17 protein-coding genes are annotated in these 19,191 nt (G+C 71.0%); 8 read left to right on the top strand and 9 right to left on the bottom strand.

The features are described 5' to 3' along the window. Position 1: 1 nt before the first annotated feature. Positions 2 to 409 (bottom strand): SRPBCC family protein, encoded by a 408-nt coding sequence (locus DI276_RS22665; protein ID WP_112266487.1) that lies wholly within the window; start codon positions 407 to 409, stop codon positions 2 to 4. Then, on the bottom strand, positions 384 to 1,472 hold the full coding sequence (locus DI276_RS22660) for a VanZ family protein (RefSeq protein ID WP_198680826.1): 1,089 nt from the start codon (positions 1,470 to 1,472) through the stop codon (positions 384 to 386). Before DI276_RS22660 ends, DI276_RS22665 begins: the two co-directional genes overlap by 26 nt. 157 nt (positions 1,473 to 1,629) lie before the next feature. Here DI276_RS22660 and DI276_RS53040 point away from each other — a divergent pair, with 157 nt between their 5' ends. After that, the gene (locus DI276_RS53040; RefSeq protein ID WP_198680825.1) at positions 1,630 to 2,184 is read left to right on the top strand and encodes a ferritin-like domain-containing protein; all 555 of its coding nucleotides are present in this window, start codon (positions 1,630 to 1,632) and stop codon (positions 2,182 to 2,184) included. Further along, positions 2,172 to 2,672 (top strand): ferritin-like domain-containing protein, encoded by a 501-nt coding sequence (locus DI276_RS53035; protein WP_198680824.1) that lies wholly within the window; start codon positions 2,172 to 2,174, stop codon positions 2,670 to 2,672. Before DI276_RS53040 ends, DI276_RS53035 begins: the two co-directional genes overlap by 13 nt. Here the strand turns inward: DI276_RS53035 and DI276_RS22650 are convergent. Beyond that, entirely contained in the window at positions 2,669 to 3,034 is a 366-nt protein-coding gene (locus DI276_RS22650; RefSeq protein ID WP_112266485.1) for a cupin domain-containing protein, read from the bottom strand. The two genes, DI276_RS53035 and DI276_RS22650, sit on opposite strands and share 4 nt — an antisense overlap. 125 nt (positions 3,035 to 3,159) lie before the next feature. Then, the gene (locus tag DI276_RS22645) at positions 3,160 to 4,011 is read right to left on the bottom strand and encodes a glutaminyl-peptide cyclotransferase (protein WP_157984874.1); all 852 of its coding nucleotides are present in this window, start codon (positions 4,009 to 4,011) and stop codon (positions 3,160 to 3,162) included. A gap of 396 nt (positions 4,012 to 4,407) precedes the next feature. Between DI276_RS22645 and DI276_RS22640 the strand changes: the two genes are divergently transcribed. After that, positions 4,408 to 5,241: a class II glutamine amidotransferase gene (locus DI276_RS22640; RefSeq protein ID WP_112266483.1), complete on the top strand. Its 834-nt coding sequence runs from the start codon at positions 4,408 to 4,410 to the stop codon at positions 5,239 to 5,241. On the opposite strand, the gene DI276_RS22635 is transcribed toward DI276_RS22640, so the two are convergent. Beyond that, positions 5,226 to 6,167 (bottom strand): AraC family transcriptional regulator, encoded by a 942-nt coding sequence (locus DI276_RS22635; RefSeq protein WP_112266482.1) that lies wholly within the window; start codon positions 6,165 to 6,167, stop codon positions 5,226 to 5,228. The two genes, DI276_RS22640 and DI276_RS22635, sit on opposite strands and share 16 nt — an antisense overlap. A 212-nt stretch (positions 6,168 to 6,379) precedes the next feature. Between DI276_RS22635 and fabG the strand changes: the two genes are divergently transcribed. Beyond that, positions 6,380 to 7,084 carry a 3-oxoacyl-ACP reductase FabG gene (gene fabG / locus DI276_RS22630; protein ID WP_112266481.1) on the top strand — a complete coding sequence of 235 codons (705 nt, stop codon included), beginning with the start codon at positions 6,380 to 6,382 and terminating at the stop codon, positions 7,082 to 7,084. Further along, positions 7,084 to 7,710: a LuxR C-terminal-related transcriptional regulator gene (locus DI276_RS22625; RefSeq protein ID WP_112266480.1), complete on the top strand. Its 627-nt coding sequence runs from the start codon at positions 7,084 to 7,086 to the stop codon at positions 7,708 to 7,710. Before fabG ends, DI276_RS22625 begins: the two co-directional genes overlap by 1 nt. Positions 7,711 to 7,913: 203 nt before the next feature. Here DI276_RS22625 and DI276_RS22620 read toward each other — a convergent pair whose 3' ends face one another. Beyond that, the gene (locus tag DI276_RS22620; RefSeq protein ID WP_112267599.1) at positions 7,914 to 9,158 is read right to left on the bottom strand and encodes a beta-ketoacyl-[acyl-carrier-protein] synthase family protein; all 1,245 of its coding nucleotides are present in this window, start codon (positions 9,156 to 9,158) and stop codon (positions 7,914 to 7,916) included. A gap of 183 nt (positions 9,159 to 9,341) precedes the next feature. Here DI276_RS22620 and DI276_RS22615 point away from each other — a divergent pair, with 183 nt between their 5' ends. The 3 genes from DI276_RS22615 to DI276_RS22605 are packed head-to-tail and all read left to right on the top strand — an operon-like array spanning position 9,342 to position 14,062. After that, entirely contained in the window at positions 9,342 to 11,024 is a 1,683-nt protein-coding gene (locus DI276_RS22615; RefSeq protein ID WP_112266479.1) for a fatty acyl-AMP ligase, read from the top strand. After that, complete coding sequence (locus tag DI276_RS22610) at positions 11,024 to 12,781, top strand: fatty acyl-AMP ligase (RefSeq protein WP_112266478.1); 1,758 nt, start codon at positions 11,024 to 11,026, stop codon at positions 12,779 to 12,781. Before DI276_RS22615 ends, DI276_RS22610 begins: the two co-directional genes overlap by 1 nt. 39 nt (positions 12,782 to 12,820) lie before the next feature. Beyond that, positions 12,821 to 14,062 carry an MFS transporter gene (locus DI276_RS22605; RefSeq protein ID WP_112266477.1) on the top strand — a complete coding sequence of 414 codons (1,242 nt, stop codon included), beginning with the start codon at positions 12,821 to 12,823 and terminating at the stop codon, positions 14,060 to 14,062. Positions 14,063 to 14,123: 61 nt separating this feature from the next. On the opposite strand, the gene DI276_RS22600 is transcribed toward DI276_RS22605, so the two are convergent. From DI276_RS22600 to DI276_RS22590, 3 genes are read right to left on the bottom strand one after another with little or no spacing between them, the layout of a single operon-like run. Next, positions 14,124 to 15,080 carry a threonine ammonia-lyase gene (locus DI276_RS22600; protein ID WP_232836846.1) on the bottom strand — a complete coding sequence of 319 codons (957 nt, stop codon included), beginning with the start codon at positions 15,078 to 15,080 and terminating at the stop codon, positions 14,124 to 14,126. Positions 15,081 to 15,084: 4 nt separating this feature from the next. Continuing rightward, positions 15,085 to 15,444 carry an antibiotic biosynthesis monooxygenase family protein gene (locus DI276_RS22595; RefSeq protein WP_112266476.1) on the bottom strand — a complete coding sequence of 120 codons (360 nt, stop codon included), beginning with the start codon at positions 15,442 to 15,444 and terminating at the stop codon, positions 15,085 to 15,087. Between the two features lie 43 nt (positions 15,445 to 15,487). Further along, positions 15,488 to 19,078 carry a discoidin domain-containing protein gene (locus tag DI276_RS22590; RefSeq protein ID WP_112266474.1) on the bottom strand — a complete coding sequence of 1,197 codons (3,591 nt, stop codon included), beginning with the start codon at positions 19,076 to 19,078 and terminating at the stop codon, positions 15,488 to 15,490. Positions 19,079 to 19,191: the final 113 nt, after the last annotated feature.

The following is a 19,191-nucleotide window of genomic DNA, read 5'->3' as shown; positions in this document are numbered from 1 at the left end:
CTCACCCGGACGCGCGGTCGTCCGCGGCCGCCGTCTGGGTGAGCACGGCGACGGTCTCCTCCAGCCCGCGCTGCACCTCGTCACCCTGCGCTTCCCGGACGCTGTGCAGGCTCACGGTGATGCGCGACCGTCCCGGCGACAGCTCGTCGATCTGCAGCTCGCCGTGGTAGTCGTCCGGCCCTTCGGCGCCCCACTCCAGCCGCCGCCGTTCCGCGTCCGGTCGCACCCACGCCTCGCCGTCGACGTGGTGGCCGTGCACCTCGGCCTCGACGTGCACCGACTCGCCGCCCTCGGGTTCGGCGGCGGTCATCTGCGGGAAGTAGCGGGGCAGGTTCCGCGGCTCGGCCAGGAACCCGAACAGCGTGTCCGCCGGGATGTCGGCCTCAGCCGTGTGCGTATAGGTCGTCATGGCGGTCGGGGTACCCGGTCGCACGCCCGGTGAATACGTCGCGCGTGCGAGCCGCGTGCTCGTGCCAGCCCCGCTGGTCCCGCCGGAACACCGGGACGACGAACGCACCGACGACGTACCAGGCCACGACGACCAGATCGAACCGCCCGATGTCGAGCAGTGGCGACACGACGACCGCGTAGGCCACGAGTCCCGTGACGCCGAGCAGTTCGCGCAACGCGAGCTGCGCCGGGTTTGCGCGGGAGCCGTCCTGGTCGCCGATCCGGTAGTGCAGCAGCCAGCCGCCGAGGGTCGTCCCGTTCGCCGCGGCCGGCAGCACGACCCGCAACGCCACCAGTACGACGAAGGCCCAGCGCGGGTCTGGCAGCACGAACTTGGTGATCAGGAGGACCAGCATCAGCTCGGTGATCAGCCCGAGCAGCCTGCGCGGCACGGTGACGGTGCCCTCCGGCGCGGTCGAGTCCTCCGACGCCGGCACCCTCGGCACCACGACCGCGGCGGGCGCCACCATCCACCCGAGCAGCGAGCCGAAGGTGTTCGACATCAGGTCGTCGACGTCGGCGATCCGGTACGGGCACGCGTAGTAGCCGAAGTTGCCGGTGTACTGCACCACTTCCACGGCCAGCGAGATGCCCAGGCCGATGGCGACGACGGCGAGCGGCCCCTTGCCGTACGCCTTGCGCAGCACCGCTCCCAGCGGGACGAACAACGCGACGTTGAACAGCTGCTGCAGGAACGCCTGCGACCGCACCATCGCCAGCACGCCGGAACGCCCGTTCGCCGCCAGGTTGTTGTTCATGTCGGTCCACCACTGGAACGGGACCGTGGACAGCATCTGCTCGCCCTGGCACACCCGCGCCGGGTCGGCGGGGAACGGCAGGAAGATCAGCGCCAGCGCGACGAGCCCGTAGGCGAGCAGGCCGTACAGCACGAACGCCCGGCGCGGCTCGACGCGCCGGAACCGGAAGTAGTGCAGCAACACCAGGGGGACGAGCACCAGCAGGCCGATGCCCACGAACGCCAGGAAGCCGGTCCGCGCGGTTTCCCAGTACGACGCCATCATGGGCGATCCATTGCCCGCTGACGTGATCAGGCAAACCTGAGGGCCGGAAGATGCGGCGGACGGACGCGCAGGGTACGGCCGCTCGTCACAAGTCGCGGCGCTGTCTTGTCTGGTGTGTCGACACCGAACTGCCGACATCATCGAGACGAGGTCCACAATGGATGCACGCGGCGCTCACGCGATCGAGACGCTCGAGGATCTACGCCGCCACCTGCAATGGGCGATCGAGCTGGAGCACGCGACCATCCCGCCGTACCTGTGCGCGCTGTACTCGCTGGATCCCGGCCGCAACGCCGAGGCCGCACAGGTCGTCGGCAGCGTGTTCGCCGAGGAGATGCTGCACCTGGCGCTGGCGGCGAACCTGCTCAACGCCGTGGGTGGCGAGCCGAAGCTCGACACTCCCGAGCTGCTGCGGCCATATCCGCGTCCGCTGCCGCACGGCGACAGGTCCGTGCAGGTCCAGCTGCTGCCGTTCGGTCGGGAAGCCCTGGAGCTGTTCCTGCGGATCGAGCAGCCGGCGTCGGCGGACGCACCACCCGAGGCGGACGAGTACGAGACGATCGGCCAGTTCTACGCCGCGATCGAGGCGGGCCTGCACGCGCTGTGCGACGAGCTCGGTGAGGACGCGGTCTTCACCGGCGACCCCGCACGTCAGGTCGGCGAGTTCCACCTGCGCAACGGCGGTGGCGGGGTGTGCCCGTGCACGACCTGAAGTCCGCCCTCGCCGCGCTGGCCGAGATCGTGGAGCAGGGCGAAGGCGCCGCGCGCACCGACGTGTGGGACGGCGATCACGACGTCTTCCACCCCGACCGCGAGGAGGTGGCGCACTTCTACCGGTTCCAGGAGCTGAAGCACGGCCGTCGCTACGCCGCCGGCGACACCCCGCAGTCCGGGCCGACGGGCGAGCAGATCGCGGTCGACTTCGAAAGCGTGCTGCCGATGCGGCCCAACCCGCGCACCACCGACCACCCGGACGGCAGCGAGATCCGCGTCGCCCAGGAGCAGTTCAACAACACCTACTGCCTGCTGCTCTACCTGCTGGAGGACGCCTTCAACGGCAACCCGTCCCAGCTCGGCGCCACCGTCGGCACCATGTACCAGCTGAAGGGCCAGGCGCAGGCGTTGCTGAAGATGCCGAACGGGGACGGGACCACCGCCGGCCCGACGTTCGAGTACGTGCCGCCGGACCAGCGGTCCTAACGCCGCTTGGCGTAGTCGTCCATGCCCTGCCAGTCGATCATGACGCACGGCTCGTCGCCGACGACCCACGCGTCGTGTCCGGGCTCGGCGACCATGAAGTCGCCGGGCCCGATCTCCTCCTCCTGGCCGTCGTTCATCACGATCTTCATGTGCCCCGAGACGCAGTAGCCCTTGTGCGCGACCTGGCAGCTGTCGGTCTGGGCCAGCGGCTTGACGTGCTCCGCCCAGTGCCAGCCCGGCTGGAAGACGGCACGGCCGACGGCGCCGGCGTCGATGTTGACCAGGTCGAGCTGACCCATGCCCTGTTCGAAGGGACGGGTCTCCTCGGGGGAGTCGAAGTGCTTGACGAGCAGACCGGACATGGTGCCTCCTCGGATCGGACAGGGATCGAGGACAACACGCGAAAGGTCCTGTGCGCGCGTGGCACAGGACCTGTTCACTAGGGCCGAACGGACGTACCTCGGCTGCGACGTCCGGCGGCTGTTGGTCACGGTCCGGGTTGCAGCCGGATCCGGTACCGGTGGTCGAAGTGCCGTCCGGTGAGCCAGAGCTCGTCCCCGCCACCGGCCACCGCGGCGACTCCGCCGATCACCTCGTCGGCGCCGGTCGGTCGCTCGGCCACCGTGACGGCGGTCAGGTCGGCGACCGCCGTCACGAGGCCGGTGGAGAGGTCGACCCGGATCATCCAGTCGGTTCCGGTGACGACCGCCCACACCTGCGGGTAGCCGTTGACGGTCACGCAGTGCAGCTCGCCGAGGCGGGCGGTGCCCCATTCACGGGTCGCGACCCTGACCTCGCCGACGAGCCCGGCGGTGTCGCGATCGCGGAGCAGCAGCTGCGTGGTGCCGTCGGACTGCACGAGGCGGATGCCGTCATGACACAGGCCCCAGGTCTCGTGCGACGCGGGCGCTCTGCGTCGTTCCACCAAGGTCACCGGGTCGCGCAGGATCGTGGCACTGGAGCTCACGTGCCACAGTCCGGCCGGGGTGAGCGCGATTCCACCGTCCGCAGGCACGCTCTGCTGGGCGCGCACCTCACCGGTCGAGGGTGCCACGGCGCGAACGGTCCTGCCGGTGTTCTCCACCAGGACCTCGCCCACCAGCTCCAGGCCGCGCGCGTCGGCCCGGTCGGTGCGGACGCGGTCGATCACCCGCACGTGGTAGCGCCTCGAGGCCGGCGGCGAACTGGTCGTGGTGACCGGGGCGGAGCCGGCCGGCGGTGGTGTGGACGCGGCCGGCGGTGGTGTGGACGCGGCCGGCGCGCAGGCCGGTGCGCACGCCAGCAGTGCGGCGAACGCGAGCCCGCGAAGCGGAAAGCCGTTGATGCGCAACGAGTTCACGGCAGCGATCGTGTCGACGCCTGGCCGAGGCGACTTCACCCGCGACGGATGACCTTCAGGGCGTGCTCATCCGTCGCGGAGGAGGCCGCACGTGGCGGCTGCACCCCACTCTGGTGGGTGCACCCCACTGGAGGGACGAACAGATGGCGGACGCGAAACGACGTCGGCTTGCCCGGTTCGCCCTGCTCACGGCAGCGGTGGCGATCGTGCTGGTGCGGCCGCGGGTCTGCTGTGTGGCCGGCGGAGCTCCACCGCGTTGCTCGAACTGACCGCGCCGGAGGTCGTGATCACCGCCGACGCGCCGGTGCTGCCGGTCGGCGTGGACGGAGAGCCCGTCACGCTGCCGACACCGGTGCGGTGCACGCCTTCCCGGACCCAACTCGTCAGGAGGACGGCATGTGCCGATGGCTCGCGTACTCGGGTTCCCCGGTCCTGCTGGAGGAACTGCTCTACAAACCGGAGAACTCGCTCGTCACGCAGAGCAGGCACGCCCGGCTGGGAGTGGAGGCCACCAACGGTGACGGGTTCGGTGTCGGCTGGTACGCGACCGCGGACACCCCCGGTGTGTTCCTCAGCACCGAACCGGCGTGGCACAACCGGAACCTGCGCGAGCTGTCGGCCCAGGTCAGGTCGGGACGGGTGTTCGCGCACGTCCGCGCGTCCACCGGCACCGCGGTGCAGCAAACCAACTGCCATCCGTTCCGGCACGGACGCTGGTTGTGGATGCACAACGGCCTCATCACGGACTTCCCCTTGGTGCGCAGGGAACTTGCGCTGACGGTGGATCCGTCGCTCTACCCCGAGATCGAAGGGTCGACGGACTCCGAGATCCTCTTCCACCTCGCCCTGACCTTCGGACTGGAAGCGGATCCTCCGGCCGCCGTTGCCCGCGCGGTCGGCTGTGTCGAGGCGGTCGGCGCGGACCGCGGGCTCGTGCACCCGATCCAGCTGACCGTCGCGACGACCGACGGCCGGACCACCTGGGCGTTCCGCTACTCCAGTCAGGGCCGGTCGCGGAGCCTGTTCCACAGCACCGACATCACGACGCTGCGGGAGCAGTACCCGGACAACCCGAGACTGCACTCCCTGTCTGCCGACACCCGGCTGGTCGTGTCGGAACCGTTGGGGGACCTGCACGGCGCGTGGCGCGAGGTGCCGGAGTCCTCCTGCCTCGAGATCAGCGGTTCCGGCCAGGAGATGCGGGCGTTCTGCCCTCAACGGCCCGCGTAGGCGGCGGGCGTGGTGCCCGTCCACCTGCGGAACGCGCGGATGAACGTGGCCGCGTCCGTGTAGCCGAGCCGCGCCGCGACCTGCTCGACGCTCAGCTGGTGCAGCGCCATCAGCTCGATCGCCTGGAACCGCCGGGCTTCGTCGACGAGGTGCCGCAGGGAGGTCCCCTCCTCTGCGAGGTGCCGGCGCAACGTGCGGGGCGACAGGTGCAGGCGCGCGGCGATGAAGCTCGCTTCGGTCACGCCTTCCGCGATGATCGTCCGCACGCTCTGTGCGACGCACGGGGAGCAGCGTTCGAGCAACAGCGAGCGGCACGCGCGTTCGCAGGCCGTCAAGGTGAGCAGATCGGCCTGGGGCAGCGGGAGGTCCAGCACCGCGGCGTCGACGACGATCGCGGTGTGCGGCGCGTTGAACGCCACCGGTGCGCCGAGGGCGTGCGCGTAGTCGACGGAGGTGGGGGCGAAGTGGAGCTCCACGCGCATCGACGGCGGTGACTCGTCGAGGATGGTGCGCAGGATTCCGGCCGTGACCGCGATCTCCCGCTCGGCGAGGAACTGCCGCAACCCGGTCTCCTCCGGCCCGTCGTCCACGACGAGATGGGCCTCTTCGCCACGCACCAGCAGGCTCAGCCCGGTGACCGCGTAGGTGAGCGGCAGGTAGCGCAGGCCGAACTCGACGGCGGCCCGCACCGTCGGGCAGGTCAGCAGCGCGAAGCCCCAGACCCCGTAGGCGCGCAACGAAAGCCGTTCGCCGACCGCGAGGCCGACACCGGGCGAGTGGCCGGTCGCCGTGACGAGGTTCTTCGCCACGGCCAGCTCCTGGTCCCCGCGCACGACCGCGTCGCCGCTCAGCATCTCGGCGGAGATTCCGGTGCCCTGCAAGCACTTCCGCGCGTCGACCCCGAGCTGGGCGCCCACCTCCACCATCGCGCGCACCCCGGCGGTGCCGCGGCGGGACCCGGCCGGTTGGCCGGAAAGGTCAACACGTCGGCCGCGATGGCCATCAGGCGACACCGTGTTCTCTCCCTAACGTCGAACCAGGTTGAGGGCGCCGGTGCCCGAAGCCGTTCCCACGATAGGGGCGGCCCGGGTGGCCGACTGGCGGCATCACCCGGACGCCGATGATCCAAAGGAGCACCATGACCCGCACAGTTCTGGTGACAGGCGGCAACCGGGGCATCGGCCGGGCGGTCGCGGAGGCGTTCCTCGACGAGGGCGCGCTCGTCGCGGTGACGCATCGCGGCCGCGAATGCCCGAACGGGGTGTTCGGCGTGAAGTGCGACGTGCGAGACCGCGAACAGGTCGACGCGGCGTTCACCGCCGTGGAGGCGGAGCTGGGAACGGTGGACGTGCTGGTTGCCAACGCCGGCATCACCGACAGCACGCTCATCACCCGCATGACCGAGGACAGGTTCGCCTCGGTGGTGGACACGAACCTCACCGGCGCCTGGCGCTGCGCCCGCCGTGCGGCCACCCCGATGGTGCGCGCGCGGCACGGCCGGATGATCTTCATGTCGTCGGTGGTGGGCCTGTACGGCAGCGCAGGTCTGACGAACTACGCCGCCAGCAAGGCGGGCCTGATCGGCCTGGCCCGGTCGCTCGCCCGCGAGCTGGGCAGCCGCGGCGTCACGGCGAACGTGGTCGCGCCGGGCTACGTCAACACCGACATGACCGCCGCACTGCCGGAGCAGTACGGCAAGCAGTACCGCGACGCGATCCCGTTGCGCCGCTTCGCCGAGCCCGAGGAGGTGGCCGCCACGGTGGTGTGGCTCGCCAGTGACGAAGCCCGGTACGTGACGGGTGCCGTGATCCCGGTCGACGGCGGGCTCGGGATGGGGCACTGATGTCCACCGTCCTGCTCATCGACGACGAGGTCCTGGTCCGCAGGGGGTTCCGGCACGCGCTGGAGGAGGCGGCCGATCTCGCCGTGGTGGGGGAGGCGTCCGGCGCCGAGGAAGGGCTGCGGCTCGCACAACTGCGGCGGCCACGGGTGGTGATCACCGCGGACGTCACGGACCTCGCCCGGTTGCGGGCGTTCGCCGGTGGCGTGATCGCGCTGGCCGGCGAGGGCAGCGACGCGCGGTTGCACCAAGTGCTGACCGACGGCGCCCGCGGGTTCCTGTTGAAGCGCGCGAGCCACGAGGAACTGCTCGCCGCCGTGCGAGCCGTGGCCCGTGGGCACGCGTACCTCTGCGCCGAGGTGACGGGGCGGCTGCTCGACCGGTTCGAGATCCTGCCCCCGCCCGAGGAGGTGGACCGGGGGCTGGGGCTGCTGAGCGATCGGGAACGGCAGGTGCTCGCGCGGATGGCGCGGGGGCGCAGCAACGAGGAGATCGCGCGCGAGCTCTACCTCACCTGTGCCACGGTGAAGTCCCACGTGTCGCACATCCTGGCGAAGCTCGGGCAGCCCAACCGGATGCACGCGGCGTTGTTCGCGCAGCGGTTGGGGTTGTTGAGCCGCACCGGGTGAGCTTGGTGCGGCTCGTGCTCCTGCAGCGGTTGGGCCGCTGTGTCGGGGGTGCGGGCCGCATCGCCTCGCCGCGCTGCCGCACTGCTCGCGGCCGTGTGGCCGTGCTGCCCTGCCGTGTTGCCGCACTGCCCGTCGTGCTGCCCGCCGCCGCACTGCCGCACTGCCGCACTGCCGTGCCGCCGCACGCCTTCAGCTGCGCCCTCTCAGCCGGACCGGGTGAACGCGAGCACCACGTTGTGCCCGCCGAACCCGAACGAGTTGGAGATCGCCGCCCCGATCCGCGCGTGCCGGGGCTGGTTCGCGACGATCTCCAGCTTCACGTCGGAGTCCTGGTCGTCGAGGTTGCGCGTCGGCGGGACGACGCCGTGCCGCACGGCCAGCACGGTGAAGATCGCCTCCACCGCGCCCGCGCCGCCGATCAGGTGGCCGGTCACCGACTTCGTCGCGGTGACCAGCGGGTGCGGGCCCAGGGCCTCCAGCACGGCGGCCGCTTCCACGCGGTCGCCGACCTGGGTGCCCGGTGCGTGCGCGTTGACGTGGGTGACGTCGTACGGGCTCAGGCCGGCCGAGCGCAGCGCGTGCCGGATGGCGCGGATCTGGCCGTCCGGTGACGGCGCGGTCATGTCGTGCGCGTCGGAGGTCATGCCGATGCCCGCGAGCCGGGCCGCGACCTGGGCCCCTCGGGCGCGCGCGAACGAACCGCGTTCCAGCACCACCGCGCCCGCACCCTCGGCCATCACGAAACCGTCCCGGCCGGAGTCGAACGGCCTGGAGGCGGCGCCGGGGTCGGAGTGCCTCCGGGACAACGCTCCCATCCGCGCGAACGCCGCGATCGACAGCCTGCCCAGGCACGCCTCGGTGCCGCCGGCGACGACGACGTCCGCGAGGCCGCGGCGCAGCAGCGCGGAACCTAGTGCGATCGCCTCCGCCCCGGACGCGCAGGCGCTGGTCGGGGCGTGCGCACCGCCGCGTGCGCCGAGGTCCATGCTCACGGCGGCCGCGGGTCCGTTCGGCATGAGCATCGTGACGGTGAACGGTGAGACGCGGTCGGGACCGAGCGACTGGCACCGTTCGTACTGCTCGACGAGCGTGGCCCCGCCGCCCAGCCCGGTGCCGAACACGACCGCGAGGCGTTCGGGCTCCACGGACGGTGCACCGGCGTCCGCCCACGCCTGTCGCGCCGCGACGACGGCGAGCTGCTGGCAGCGGTCCATCCGGCGGCGGGCCACGCGGTCCAGCGACGGGCCGGGATCCTCGTGCACCGGCGCGCCGAGCCGCACCGGCAGATCGGCGGCCCACGGCGCGTCGAGCAGGCGCACACCGGAGGTGCCGGCGAGCAGTCCGTCCCAAGTGGACTGGACATCGCCGCCCTGCGGAGTCGACATGCCGAGCCCGGTGACGACGATCTCCTCCTCTCGTCCCGGCAGCGGAGGCAGCGACGGGTGCATCAGGGAGAAGTCGAGGAAGGTGCTCTCGTATGACATGCATCGAGGAGAACACCGCGGCCGCCGTGGCGGCAGTGGCCGGGGGACGGAGACAGCACTCCGTCGCGCGGCCGATCACAGCGCCGCCGGAGCTCCGTAACGTCCGCACCGCAAGGGAAATCCGGCGATGGCGGGAGTTGATGCGCGGTGTCGGCTGAAGTGGCGGCGGACGTGGCGAACCTGGCGGACCTGTGCCGCAGGCAGGTGGCGCTGAGAGGTGAGGAACGCGCGTTCGTGTTCCTGGAGAGCGGTGCGGTGGAGTCGTCCGCGATCACGTACGCGGAGCTCGATCGCCGGGCCCGCTCGATCGCCGTGCGGTTGCGCGCACTGGCCACGCCGGGATCACGCGCCCTGCTCTGCCATCCCCCCGGAATCGAGTTCGTGGCGGCGTTCCTCGGTTGCCTTTACGCCGGTGTCGTCGCCGTGCCGGCCCCTCCCGTGCGCCGGGCAGCGGGCGACGCGAGGCACAGCAGGCTGATCGCCATCGCCGACGACTGCCGGCCGGCGGTCCTTCTGTCCACAAAGGACGTTATCGCTGGCGTGCACGCGATACTGGGCGCCCGGCCGATCACCCCGCTCGCCACGGACGACGTCGTCGAGGGCGGCGACGAGTTCGAACCCGCGCACGTGTCGAACGAGATCGCCTACCTGCAGTACACGTCCGGCACGACGGGCAGGCCCAAGGGAGTCGTGCTGACGCACGCGGGTGTGCTGCACAACCTCGCGCTCATCGTCCGCGGCGGGTCGCGGCCGGACGAGGACTACGGGCGGCTCGCGCCGACCGTGTCGTGGCTGCCGGTGTTCCACGACATGGGGCTCGTCGGAGGTGTGCTGCAACCGCTCTTCCTCGGCCAGCTGTCCGTGCTGATGTCCGCGCAGTCCTTCGCGCGGGTGCCGGCCAACTGGCTGCGCGCGATCTCCCGCTACGGCGCGGAGATCGCCGCCGCGCCCAGCCTCGGGTACGAGCTGTGCCTGCGCCGCGTCACGGACGACCAGCGCGACGCCCTCGACCTGAGCCGCTGGCGCATCGCCGCCATCAGCGACGAACCGCTGCGCGCGTCGACGATCGACAGGTTCGCGGCGCGGTTCGCCCCGTGCGGGTTCCGCCGGGAGGCGTTCTTCCCCAGCTACGGGATGGCGGAGTCGACCGTGCTGATCAGCGGCGGTCCGCTCGAGGGGCAACCGGTCGTGCGGCCGTTCGACACCGGTGCGCTGGAACGCGGGCGCGTCCAGCGTGCGACGAGCGGCGCCGGTGCGCGCAGCCTGGTCGGGTGCGGCGAACCGGATCCGTCGCTGGAAGTGGTCGTCGTGGACCCGGAGACCCGTGAGCCGGTCGGCGCCGACGAGGTCGGCGAGATCCTCGTGTCGGGGCCGAGCATCGGGGCCGGGTACTGGGCGGATCCCGCCGGCACCGAACGGACTTTCGGCGCGCAGGTCGCCGGCCGCAGGTTCCTGCGCACCGGGAACCTGGGATTCCTGTTCGAGGGCCAGCTCTTCGTCACCTGCCGGATCCCGGACCTGCTCGAGGTCGACGGCCGCCAGCTCTACCCGTACGACGTCGAGGCGACCGCGGTGGGCAGTCACCCCGCGCTGCGGGCGGCGTGCGCGGTGATGGACGGCGAGGACGTGGTGGTGCTCGCCGAGGTCGAGCACCGGCACCGCGCCACGTCGCGGGACGACATCAGGAACGCCGTCTGGACCGCGGTGCAGGCGGAGCACGGAGTCGGGCTGAGTCGCGTCGTCCTGCTCTCGCCCGGCACGTTGCCGCTCACCACGAGCGGGAAGCTGCGCCGATCCGCCTGCCGGACGCTGATGCAGGGAGACGAGTGATGCACATCCGCGACGGAGTACGCCTGCCCAAGGGAGTCGCCGGCGGCAGGCGCAAGTTCACCACGCTGGTCGAGCTGTGCACGGCCCGTGCGGCAGCCGAACCGGAGCTGCGCGCGTACTCGTTCTACGCCGACGGGCGAACGGAGTGGGACGCGCTGACGCTCGCCGATCTCGATCGCCGGGCTCGGGCGCTGGCGGCACACCTCACCCCGCTCGCCCAGCCCGGCGCCCGTGCGCTGCTGTGCTTCGAGCCCGGTCTCGAGTTCCACATCGCGTTCTTCGGCTGCCTGTACGCCGGCCTGATCGCCGTGCCGGTCGCGCCGCTCGACGGCACCCGCTCGAGCGTGAAGGTGAGCCGTGTCGAGTCGATCCTGGCGAGCTGCCGGCCGGCGCTGCTGTTGTCCACCGGTCTCACCTTCGCGAAGTGTCTCGAGGTGGTCGAGGAGTCCCCCGCGCTCGCCGGCCTCGTGCGGATCGCCGTCGACGAGATCGACCCGGCCGAGGCCGACCGGTGGACGCCGCCGTCGATCGGCATCAACACCCCGGCGTATCTGCAGTACTCCTCGGGATCCACCGGCGAGCCCAAGGGCGTGACGCTGACCCACGGGAACGTCCTGCACAACCTCGCGCTGATCCACGACAACCTCTACCGCCCGGCCGACGAGGAAGGGCTGCCCAGGCCGACGAGCGTGTCGTGGCTGCCGTCGCACTACAACATGGGCCTGATCGGCGGTGTGATCGATCCGTTGTACGCGGGCAGGTCCGCGCTCCTGTTCCCGGCCGGGGTGTTCGTGCGCAGCCCGGTCAGCTGGCTGCGGCTGATCTCGCAGGTCGGCCGCGCCGACAGCTGCGCGCCGAACTTCGCGCTCGACCTGTGCGTGCGGCGCGTCGCCGAGGTCCAGCTGGCCGGACTCGACCTGAGCGGCTGGGAGATGGCGCTCATCGGCGGCGAACCGGTCAGGGCGCACACGCTCGACCGGTTCTGCGAGGTGTTCGCACCGGCCGGGTTCCGCCGCGGCGCGCTCGTACCCGGCTACGGCCTCGCCGAGGCGACCGTGATGGTCACCAGCGCGGTGGTGGGTGAGGGACCGGTGACCTTGCGCTGCGACGCCGGGGAACTGACCAGGGGACGCGTCCGGCCGGTGGACCCTCCCGGTGGCAGGCAGCTGGTGAGCTGCGGTCCCGTGTCGCCGTCGATCACGGTCGTGGTGGCCGACCAGGACACCGCGCAGGAGTGCGCGGAAGGCGAGGTGGGCGAGATCTTCGTGCAGGGCCAGAGCGTGGGCACCGGTTACTGGAACCGTCCCGACGAGGTGTTCCACGCGGAGCTGCCCGGCAGGCGCGGCTCGTTCCTGCGCACCGGCGACACGGGTTTCCGCTGGGACGGTGAGCTCTTCGTCACCGGCAGGGCCAAAGAGGTGATCATCGTGGCCGGCGCGAACCACCACCCGCACGACCTGGAGACGACCGCGGAGACCGCGCACCGCGCGGTGCTGGGGTGCTGCGTGCTCGGCATCGAGGACGGTCAGCGGGAACAGGTCGTCGTGCTGGTGGAGGCGGTCGGCGACGTCGACCCCGAGGCGGTCGAGATGGCGGTCCGCCGCGCCGTCCACACCGGACACGGAGTGCGGGTGGACGACGTGCTGATGCTCGCGCCGGGCACGCTGCCGCGCAGTGGGAGCGGCAAGCTGCTGCGGGCCGGGTGCCGGGAGGCCTACCAGGCGGGCGCGCTTCGCCGTCAGGCGCCTCGTGCGTGAACCTGCGGGGTGCCCTGAACGGCCCCATAGGCTGTCGGCGTGGTGGGGATCGGGAACGTCGAGTCGTCCGAGCGCGATTTCAGCCGTTACCTGATGGCGCGGGTGTTGTCGGTGACCGGTGCCGTGGTGGCGGCGGTGGCGATGCCGGTCCTCGTCTACCAGTTGACCGGGTCGGCGGGGTGGACGTCGGCGGTCACGGCGGCGGAGGCGTTGCCGTACCTGGTGTTCGGGCTGCCGGCGGGTGCGCTCGCGGATCGGCTCGACCGCCGGAAGATGATGGTCGCGTTGGACTTCGCGGTGGCCGCGGTGCTGCTGAGCGTGCCGCTGGCGTGGCTGGCGGGTGGGTTGAGCGCGGCGCACGTCGTGGCCGTTGCGTTCGCGGCGCAGACGGCGTTCGTTTTCTTCGACGCGGCCAACTTCGGGGCGCTGCCGGCGTTGGTGGGCAAGGAACGGCTGACGGCGGCCTATTCGACGATCTACGGGCGCACGACCGTGGTGGAACTGGTGGTGCCCGGGCTGACCGGGCTGCTCGTGGCGGTCGTGGCTCCGGCGGCGCTGCTGGCGGTGAACGCGTTGACCGGGGTGGGGTCGGCGTTGTTGTTGCGCGGCATCGCGGGCAGCATGGCCAACCCGCGGCCGGTGCGCGGTGCGGGTGAGCTGGTCGGGGATGTGCGGGAAGGGTTGCGGTTCCTGTGGCACGAGCCGGTCATTCGCACGCTCACGTTGGTGGGGGCGACGCACTCGGTCGGGAGCGGGGCGTGGATGGCGGTGCTGGTGCCGTTCGCCGACCGCGTGTTGCACGTCGCGCCGCGCGGGGACGTCCGGCTCGCCGCCTTGTTCAGCTGCTGGGGTGTGGGGGCGATCATCGCGTCCCGGTTGTCGCCGCGGCTGACCGAGCGGTGGGGGCAGGCGCGGGTGGCGTTGCGGGCGTTGCCGTTGTCGTTGCTCGGCGGAGTGTTTGTGTTGATGAGCGGGCATTGGCTGTTGGCGTGTGCGGCGATGGTGTACTGGGGTGTCGCGCAGGCTGTCGTGGTCATCAACGGGATCACCTACCGGCAGCAGGTGTGTCCGGAGGAGCTGCAGTCGCGGGTGAACACGACGGCCAGGATGGTGGCGTGGGGCGCGGGCCAGCCGCTCGGTGCCTTCCTCGGTGGGGTGGTGGCCGTGAAAGCAGGAGATCCACGTGCCGGGCTTGCCGCGGGTGTGACGGTGGTGCTGGCCGGGGTGGTGACGGCTTGGGCGACGCCGGTGCTCCGGCTGGCAGCCCGACGTGCCGCCTGATCTCGGGCGCGTGCCTGGCGGAAGCGTCGGGCCGTGCGCCTCCGGACGTGACGCGTGAGCCTCAGACGTTCGCCCAGCGGACGATGTCGGCGACCGCCGCATTCCCGCCGCACAACACGAGGCCGAGCCGCGCGTCCGGTCCGACCCGGTCGAGCACCGCGCGGGCAGCCGGAACGAGGCAACCGGCGGCGGGCTCTGCCCACACCTTCTGCGTCTCGGCCAGGATGAGCGAGCCCTGCACGGCCTCGGCGTCGGACATCACCAGCACGTCTTCGAGCAGCGCGACTGCGTGGTCGTAGGTCAGCTGCGAGACGTGTGGCGCGGAGAGGGTCGAGACGATCGACGTGGGCGCGATCTCCACGGGTCCGCCCACGGCCAGCGCACGGCTCATCGCGTCGGCGCCCTCGACCTCCACGCCCCAAACGCGCACGCCGGGCACAAGCGCGTGGAACGCGGTCGCGACGCCCGCGATGAACCCTCCTCCGCCGATGCTCACCAGCACGTCGGTCATGTCCGGGGCGTCCGTGGCGAACTCCAGGCCCACGGTGCCCTGGCCGGCGACCACGATCGGGTCGTCGTAGGGGTGCACAAGGGTGGCGCCTGCCGCTACCAGCTCGTTGAGCAGCGCGAACGCCGACGGCAGGTCGTCGGTGAGCCGCACGTCCGCACCGGAAGCGCGCGCGAGCTCCACCGACCGGGAGGGTGCGGTGGAGGGCATCACGACGGTGGCGGCTACGCCCAGCTCGTGAGCCACGTCGGCCAGCGCGATGCCGTGGTTGCCGCCGCTGACCCCGACGACGCCCGCCGCACGAGCCGCGGCGGACAGCGAGAGGACCTTCGCGAAGGCCCCGCGGGTCTTGAAGGAACCGGTGCGCTGCAACAACTCCAGCTTCACCGTGGTCGGGACGCCCAGCAGGGCCGACAGACCGGGGGAGGGCAGCGTCGGGGTGCGCAGGACGCGCCCGGCGAGCACCGCGGCCGCGGCCCGGACGTCGTCGATGGTCAGCAGCTCAGCCATGCGGTCAGTCTGCCGGTCGCGTGAAGCCGCTGCTCCGTTCCACCTTCGCGACGTGCAGCGAGTAGCTCTGGTACCACTCGACGCGCCCGCGTTTCCGCGCCGCGGTGTGCTCGGTGTTGGACCGCCACTCGCGGATCGCCTCGGCGTCGCGGAAGTAGCCGACGGTGATGCTCAGGCCGCCCGGCGTCTGCGCGTGGTCCATGCCCAGGAAGCCGGGGACGTCCTGCACCAGCTCTTCCATGTGGGCGGCGGTCTCGGGGTAGCCGTCCTGCTCCTGGGTGCGCACCGACGTGAAAACCACCGCGTAATACGGGGGTTCGAAGGCCTCGACGGGCCGCACCGGCGCCTCGGAGTGATCACTCATGGCGTCACCGTAAGCGGGGCGGGCCCGTCGATCCACCGCGTTTTCAGGTCAGCTTCGGCGCCGAGTTGTACGCCTCCGTGAGCAACCGCGGCTGACGCACCGCGCGCTGCGGTTTGATTGTGACCGTACGACTTTCTCCTGGCAGCAACCAGAAGTAGTTGTCGCCGTACAGCGTCGGCAGCACGCGGTCCGTCCCGTTGCGCTCCCGCAGCGACAGCCGGACCATCGCCGCCACCGTCTTGCCGGTGTTGCGGATCGTGGCCGTGTAACCGTCCCGAGTGGCGGTCAACGTGGTCGCCAGCTGCGTGTACGCCAGCTGGTTCAGCGCGCGCATCGACGTGTCCGTCCGGTACCGCCAGTAGGTGTTCTCGGAGATGACCTCGCCCTGACCGGCGGTCAGCGTCAGTCGCAACAAGTGGAACGCGGGCAACGCGTCGTCGAACGGCACGGTGAACACATTGGTCGCCGACAACGCGCCGACGTCGAGCTTCTGCTCCCGCGCCTGCCCGATCGGCTTGCCGTCCAGGCCGTGCAGTTGCGCCTTGACCGTCACGTCACCCAACGCGGACGCGGTGTGGTTGACGGCGGTCACCTGCCAGGTGGTCGGGTTCGCCTGCACGTGCCGTTGCTCGCAGCCCTTGCGCGAGCCGTAGTAGCTGCCGTTGACCTCCAGGTCGTAGTCGTAGGTCTGCCACACCGTGCTGTGCCAGGCCGGGTGCGACATCCACAGCAGCACACCGGTGGCGTCGTGCCACAGCCTGGAGTTCCAGGCCTCGAAGATCGCGCGCATGTTCTCGTAGTTCACGAACTGCGCCTTGCGGCAGAACTCCGCCAGGCTGCTGGACGGCGCGAGGCGGGCGTCGATCGCGGCCTTGTAACCGTTGGGCTGCTGGTTGCTGTTCTCCGACCAGTCGTGCATGTACCACGCGTCACCGATCGGCCAGCCCGGGTTCCCCTGGCCTACAAGGTTGCGCATGCTCTCCACGACGGACACCGTCGGCAGGCCGATCTCGCTCCAGAACCCGAACTTCCCGCCCGTGGCCTCGCCGGTGGCGTACGTGCGCGGGTCCACCCATCGGTAGGTGCCGTCGCCGGTGATCACGCCGCTCGCCGAGTTGGGCTGGTACATCAGGTCCGTGTTGGTGTGCACGATCTCCCGCAGCACCTTGTCCACAGTGGACGGCGGGCTGCCCTCGTTGCAGCCGAACCACACCACGTTGCAGGCGTGTGAGCGATAGCGCAGCACGGTGTCCTCGGCCTGTGCGAAGAACGTGTCGTGGTTGGCCGGGTCGTAGGACCAGCCCAGCCAGAACTCGTTCCACAGCAGGATGCCGTACTTGTCGCAGGCCTCGAACAGCTCCTCGCGGTAGGAGGAACCGACCCAGTTGCGGATCATGGTGAAGTTCATGTCGCGGTGCAGCGCGACCGCGGCGTCGGCGCGGGAGGCGGGCATCCGGCGCAGCAGCTCGTCCCAGCCCCAGCTGCCACCGCGGCAGAAGATCTTCACCCCGTTGACGAGGATGACCAACGGCTTGGGGGAGTTGTCCTGGTCCACGACGTCGGTCCAGGTCTGGCCGTCCTGGGAGACCTGGATCCGGAACGTCGCCGCGTACGCCGTCTCCCACCGCAGGACCACCCGGTCGAACGAGGTGACTGCGCCCAGGTCGACCTGCACGTACTCGTTGTCCGCGTAGTTGGAGGACCACCGCGACTTCGGGTCGCCGTCGGTGACGGCGCCGGGTGAGGTTCCGTCAGCGCTCGACGACGCGGTCGCGGTCTTGCCGCGCGCCAGGTCGTCCGGGTTCTTGCTGTCCACAACGGACAGGGTGTAGAGCGAGAATCCCCAGCTGGTGGCGCGTTTCCCGCCCTGCATCCGGACGTAACGGGCCTGTTGAGCGGGGAAGTCGAGGGTCTGCTCGGCGGCGCCGTCGACGATCGTGATCGGCAGATCGTACTGGTAGGTGATCTGGCGGATGCCGAACTTCAGGGTCTTCCGGTCGCTGACCGCGCTGCCCTTGGCCACCGTGAGGGTCAGGTCGTGCAGTGTCGGGTCGCCGTAACCGTTGGGCCACCACAGCTTCGGGTTCTTGATCCGCAGTTGTGAGAACTCCGACGGCGCGAACACGACCGCCGACCCCGAGTTCGCGGGCACGGTCACCGTCTTGCTGACCGTGACGCCGTCGAACGCCGCGGTCACGGCGACGTTCTGCGCGGTGGCCTCGACGTTGCGGACCGGCACGGTGCACGTGACCTCGGCGGTGGTCTGGTCCGGCAGCACGGTGTCGATGCGCGGGTCGCCGAGCACCACGGCACCGGTGGAGCGCAGCCGGACGTGGTTCCAGATGCCCGACGCCCGGTCGCGCACGGCGGGCATCCAGTCCCAGCCGGACACCGCCAGGTACGTCGGCGAGTTCTTGAACATCGTGGTGTTCGCGCCGACCCACGCCTCGCCGCGCGGCCCCTTGTCACCGGGGCTGCCGGGGTACGGCATCGGCGTGATCCGCACGGCCAGGTGCTGGTCACCCGAACGCTCGAGCGTGGTGGTGATGTCCAGCGCGGCTCGGCCGAACGGGTTGGTCATCGCACCGATCTTGGCTCCGTTGAGCCAGATCTCCGCCTCGTGGTTGATGGCGTCGAACTCGAGCCACACGTGCCGTCCCGCGCTGACGTCCAGTCCGCGTGGCAGGGCGAACGTGCGTCGGTACCACCACATGTGCCGTGACAGAGCCTCCGGGACCTTCAGGTTGTTCATGCCGTGCACCGGATCGGGCAGATGCCCCTGCTCGACCAGCGACGCGAGCACCGTCCCCGGCACGGTCGCGGGCACCCAGCCGCGGGTGTCGACGTTCGGCCCGGACAGCGCGGCGCCGTCCAAGGCATGCGCGAAGTCGTGCATGGTCAGCACCCAGCCGGACTCGAGCGGCACCGATCCGTCTGGAGCCACCGTCAGCGCGGGGTTCTCGCGGTTCTGGACCGGCCAGTTGGTCCACCCCTTGACCGCCGGCCGGTTGTCCCTCGTCGTGCCGTAGACCTGAAAGCCGTTGAGCCCCAGCGGGTTGGTCGTCGACCTGCGCGACGCCGAGAACCGCACCCAGCGCGCCCTGACCGCCGGCCGGAACGGCACGGTGACGACCGCGCCGGCGCCGGACTCGGTGCTGTGGACGGTGTGCCAGACCCGACCGTCGTCGGAGGTGTCCAGGTCGAAGACGGTGGCGTAGCTGGAGAGGATCTCCGTGCCGATGGTGTCGGCCCGCGAGGCGTTCGCGTCGAACGCGGGGTCGCCGGGCTTGGCCTCGAAGGTCAGGACGATCGAGCTGATCTCGCACCGGCCCTGCAGGTCGACGATCAACCACTGGGCGTCGCCCTGACCGGCCCGCCAGCCGGAGCCCTGCACGCCGACCTGCGCCAGACCGTCCACGGCGAACTCCGCCGGGGTCGCCGCGTAGTCCGTGGACGAGACCGACACCGGACGGAACAACGCCAGATCCACGGCCTCTCCCTGTGCTGCCGCCTGCTCCGGTGCGGCCGACGCGACGCCGGGCAGCAGCGTGCTCAACCCGAAACCGGCGAGCAGCCCGCCTCCCAGGGCGAGCGCCTGACGCCGCGACACGCCGCTGCCGAAGTCCTGCGCCATTGCGAGCTCCGATCATGTTCCTGACAACGTTGGCAGGAAGCTTCGGCGGCATGCGCTGGACTCGTCAACCAGACAAGCGAGACAAGAATCTGCGATCAGGACATCGATGTCAT

This window comes from Lentzea terrae (assembly GCF_003265345.1).
In the GTDB taxonomy this organism is placed as follows: Bacteria; Actinomycetota; Actinomycetes; order Mycobacteriales; family Pseudonocardiaceae; genus Lentzea; species Lentzea terrae.
The sequence above is the reverse complement of the archived record's forward strand: the minus strand, read 5'-3'. Positions and strand labels throughout refer to the sequence as shown.

Coding starts and splice junctions, on each gene's coding strand:
- DI276_RS22665 (WP_112266487.1), bottom strand. CDS start 409: ATGACGACCTATACGCACACGGCTGAGGCCGACATCCCGGCGGACACG.
- DI276_RS22660 (WP_198680826.1), bottom strand. CDS start 1,472: ATGATGGCGTCGTACTGGGAAACCGCGCGGACCGGCTTCCTGGCGTTC.
- DI276_RS53040 (WP_198680825.1), top strand. CDS start 1,630: ATGGATGCACGCGGCGCTCACGCGATCGAGACGCTCGAGGATCTACGC.
- DI276_RS22650 (WP_112266485.1), bottom strand. CDS start 3,034: ATGTCCGGTCTGCTCGTCAAGCACTTCGACTCCCCCGAGGAGACCCGT.
- DI276_RS22640 (WP_112266483.1), top strand. CDS start 4,408: ATGTGCCGATGGCTCGCGTACTCGGGTTCCCCGGTCCTGCTGGAGGAA.
- DI276_RS22635 (WP_112266482.1), bottom strand. CDS start 6,167: ATGGTGGAGGTGGGCGCCCAGCTCGGGGTCGACGCGCGGAAGTGCTTG.
- fabG (WP_112266481.1), top strand. CDS start 6,380: ATGACCCGCACAGTTCTGGTGACAGGCGGCAACCGGGGCATCGGCCGG.
- DI276_RS22625 (WP_112266480.1), top strand. CDS start 7,084: ATGTCCACCGTCCTGCTCATCGACGACGAGGTCCTGGTCCGCAGGGGG.
- DI276_RS22620 (WP_112267599.1), bottom strand. CDS start 9,158: ATGCACCCGTCGCTGCCTCCGCTGCCGGGACGAGAGGAGGAGATCGTC.
- DI276_RS22610 (WP_112266478.1), top strand. CDS start 11,024: ATGCACATCCGCGACGGAGTACGCCTGCCCAAGGGAGTCGCCGGCGGC.
- DI276_RS22600 (WP_232836846.1), bottom strand. CDS start 15,080: ATGGCTGAGCTGCTGACCATCGACGACGTCCGGGCCGCGGCCGCGGTG.
- DI276_RS22595 (WP_112266476.1), bottom strand. CDS start 15,444: ATGAGTGATCACTCCGAGGCGCCGGTGCGGCCCGTCGAGGCCTTCGAA.
- DI276_RS22590 (WP_112266474.1), bottom strand. CDS start 19,078: ATGGCGCAGGACTTCGGCAGCGGCGTGTCGCGGCGTCAGGCGCTCGCC.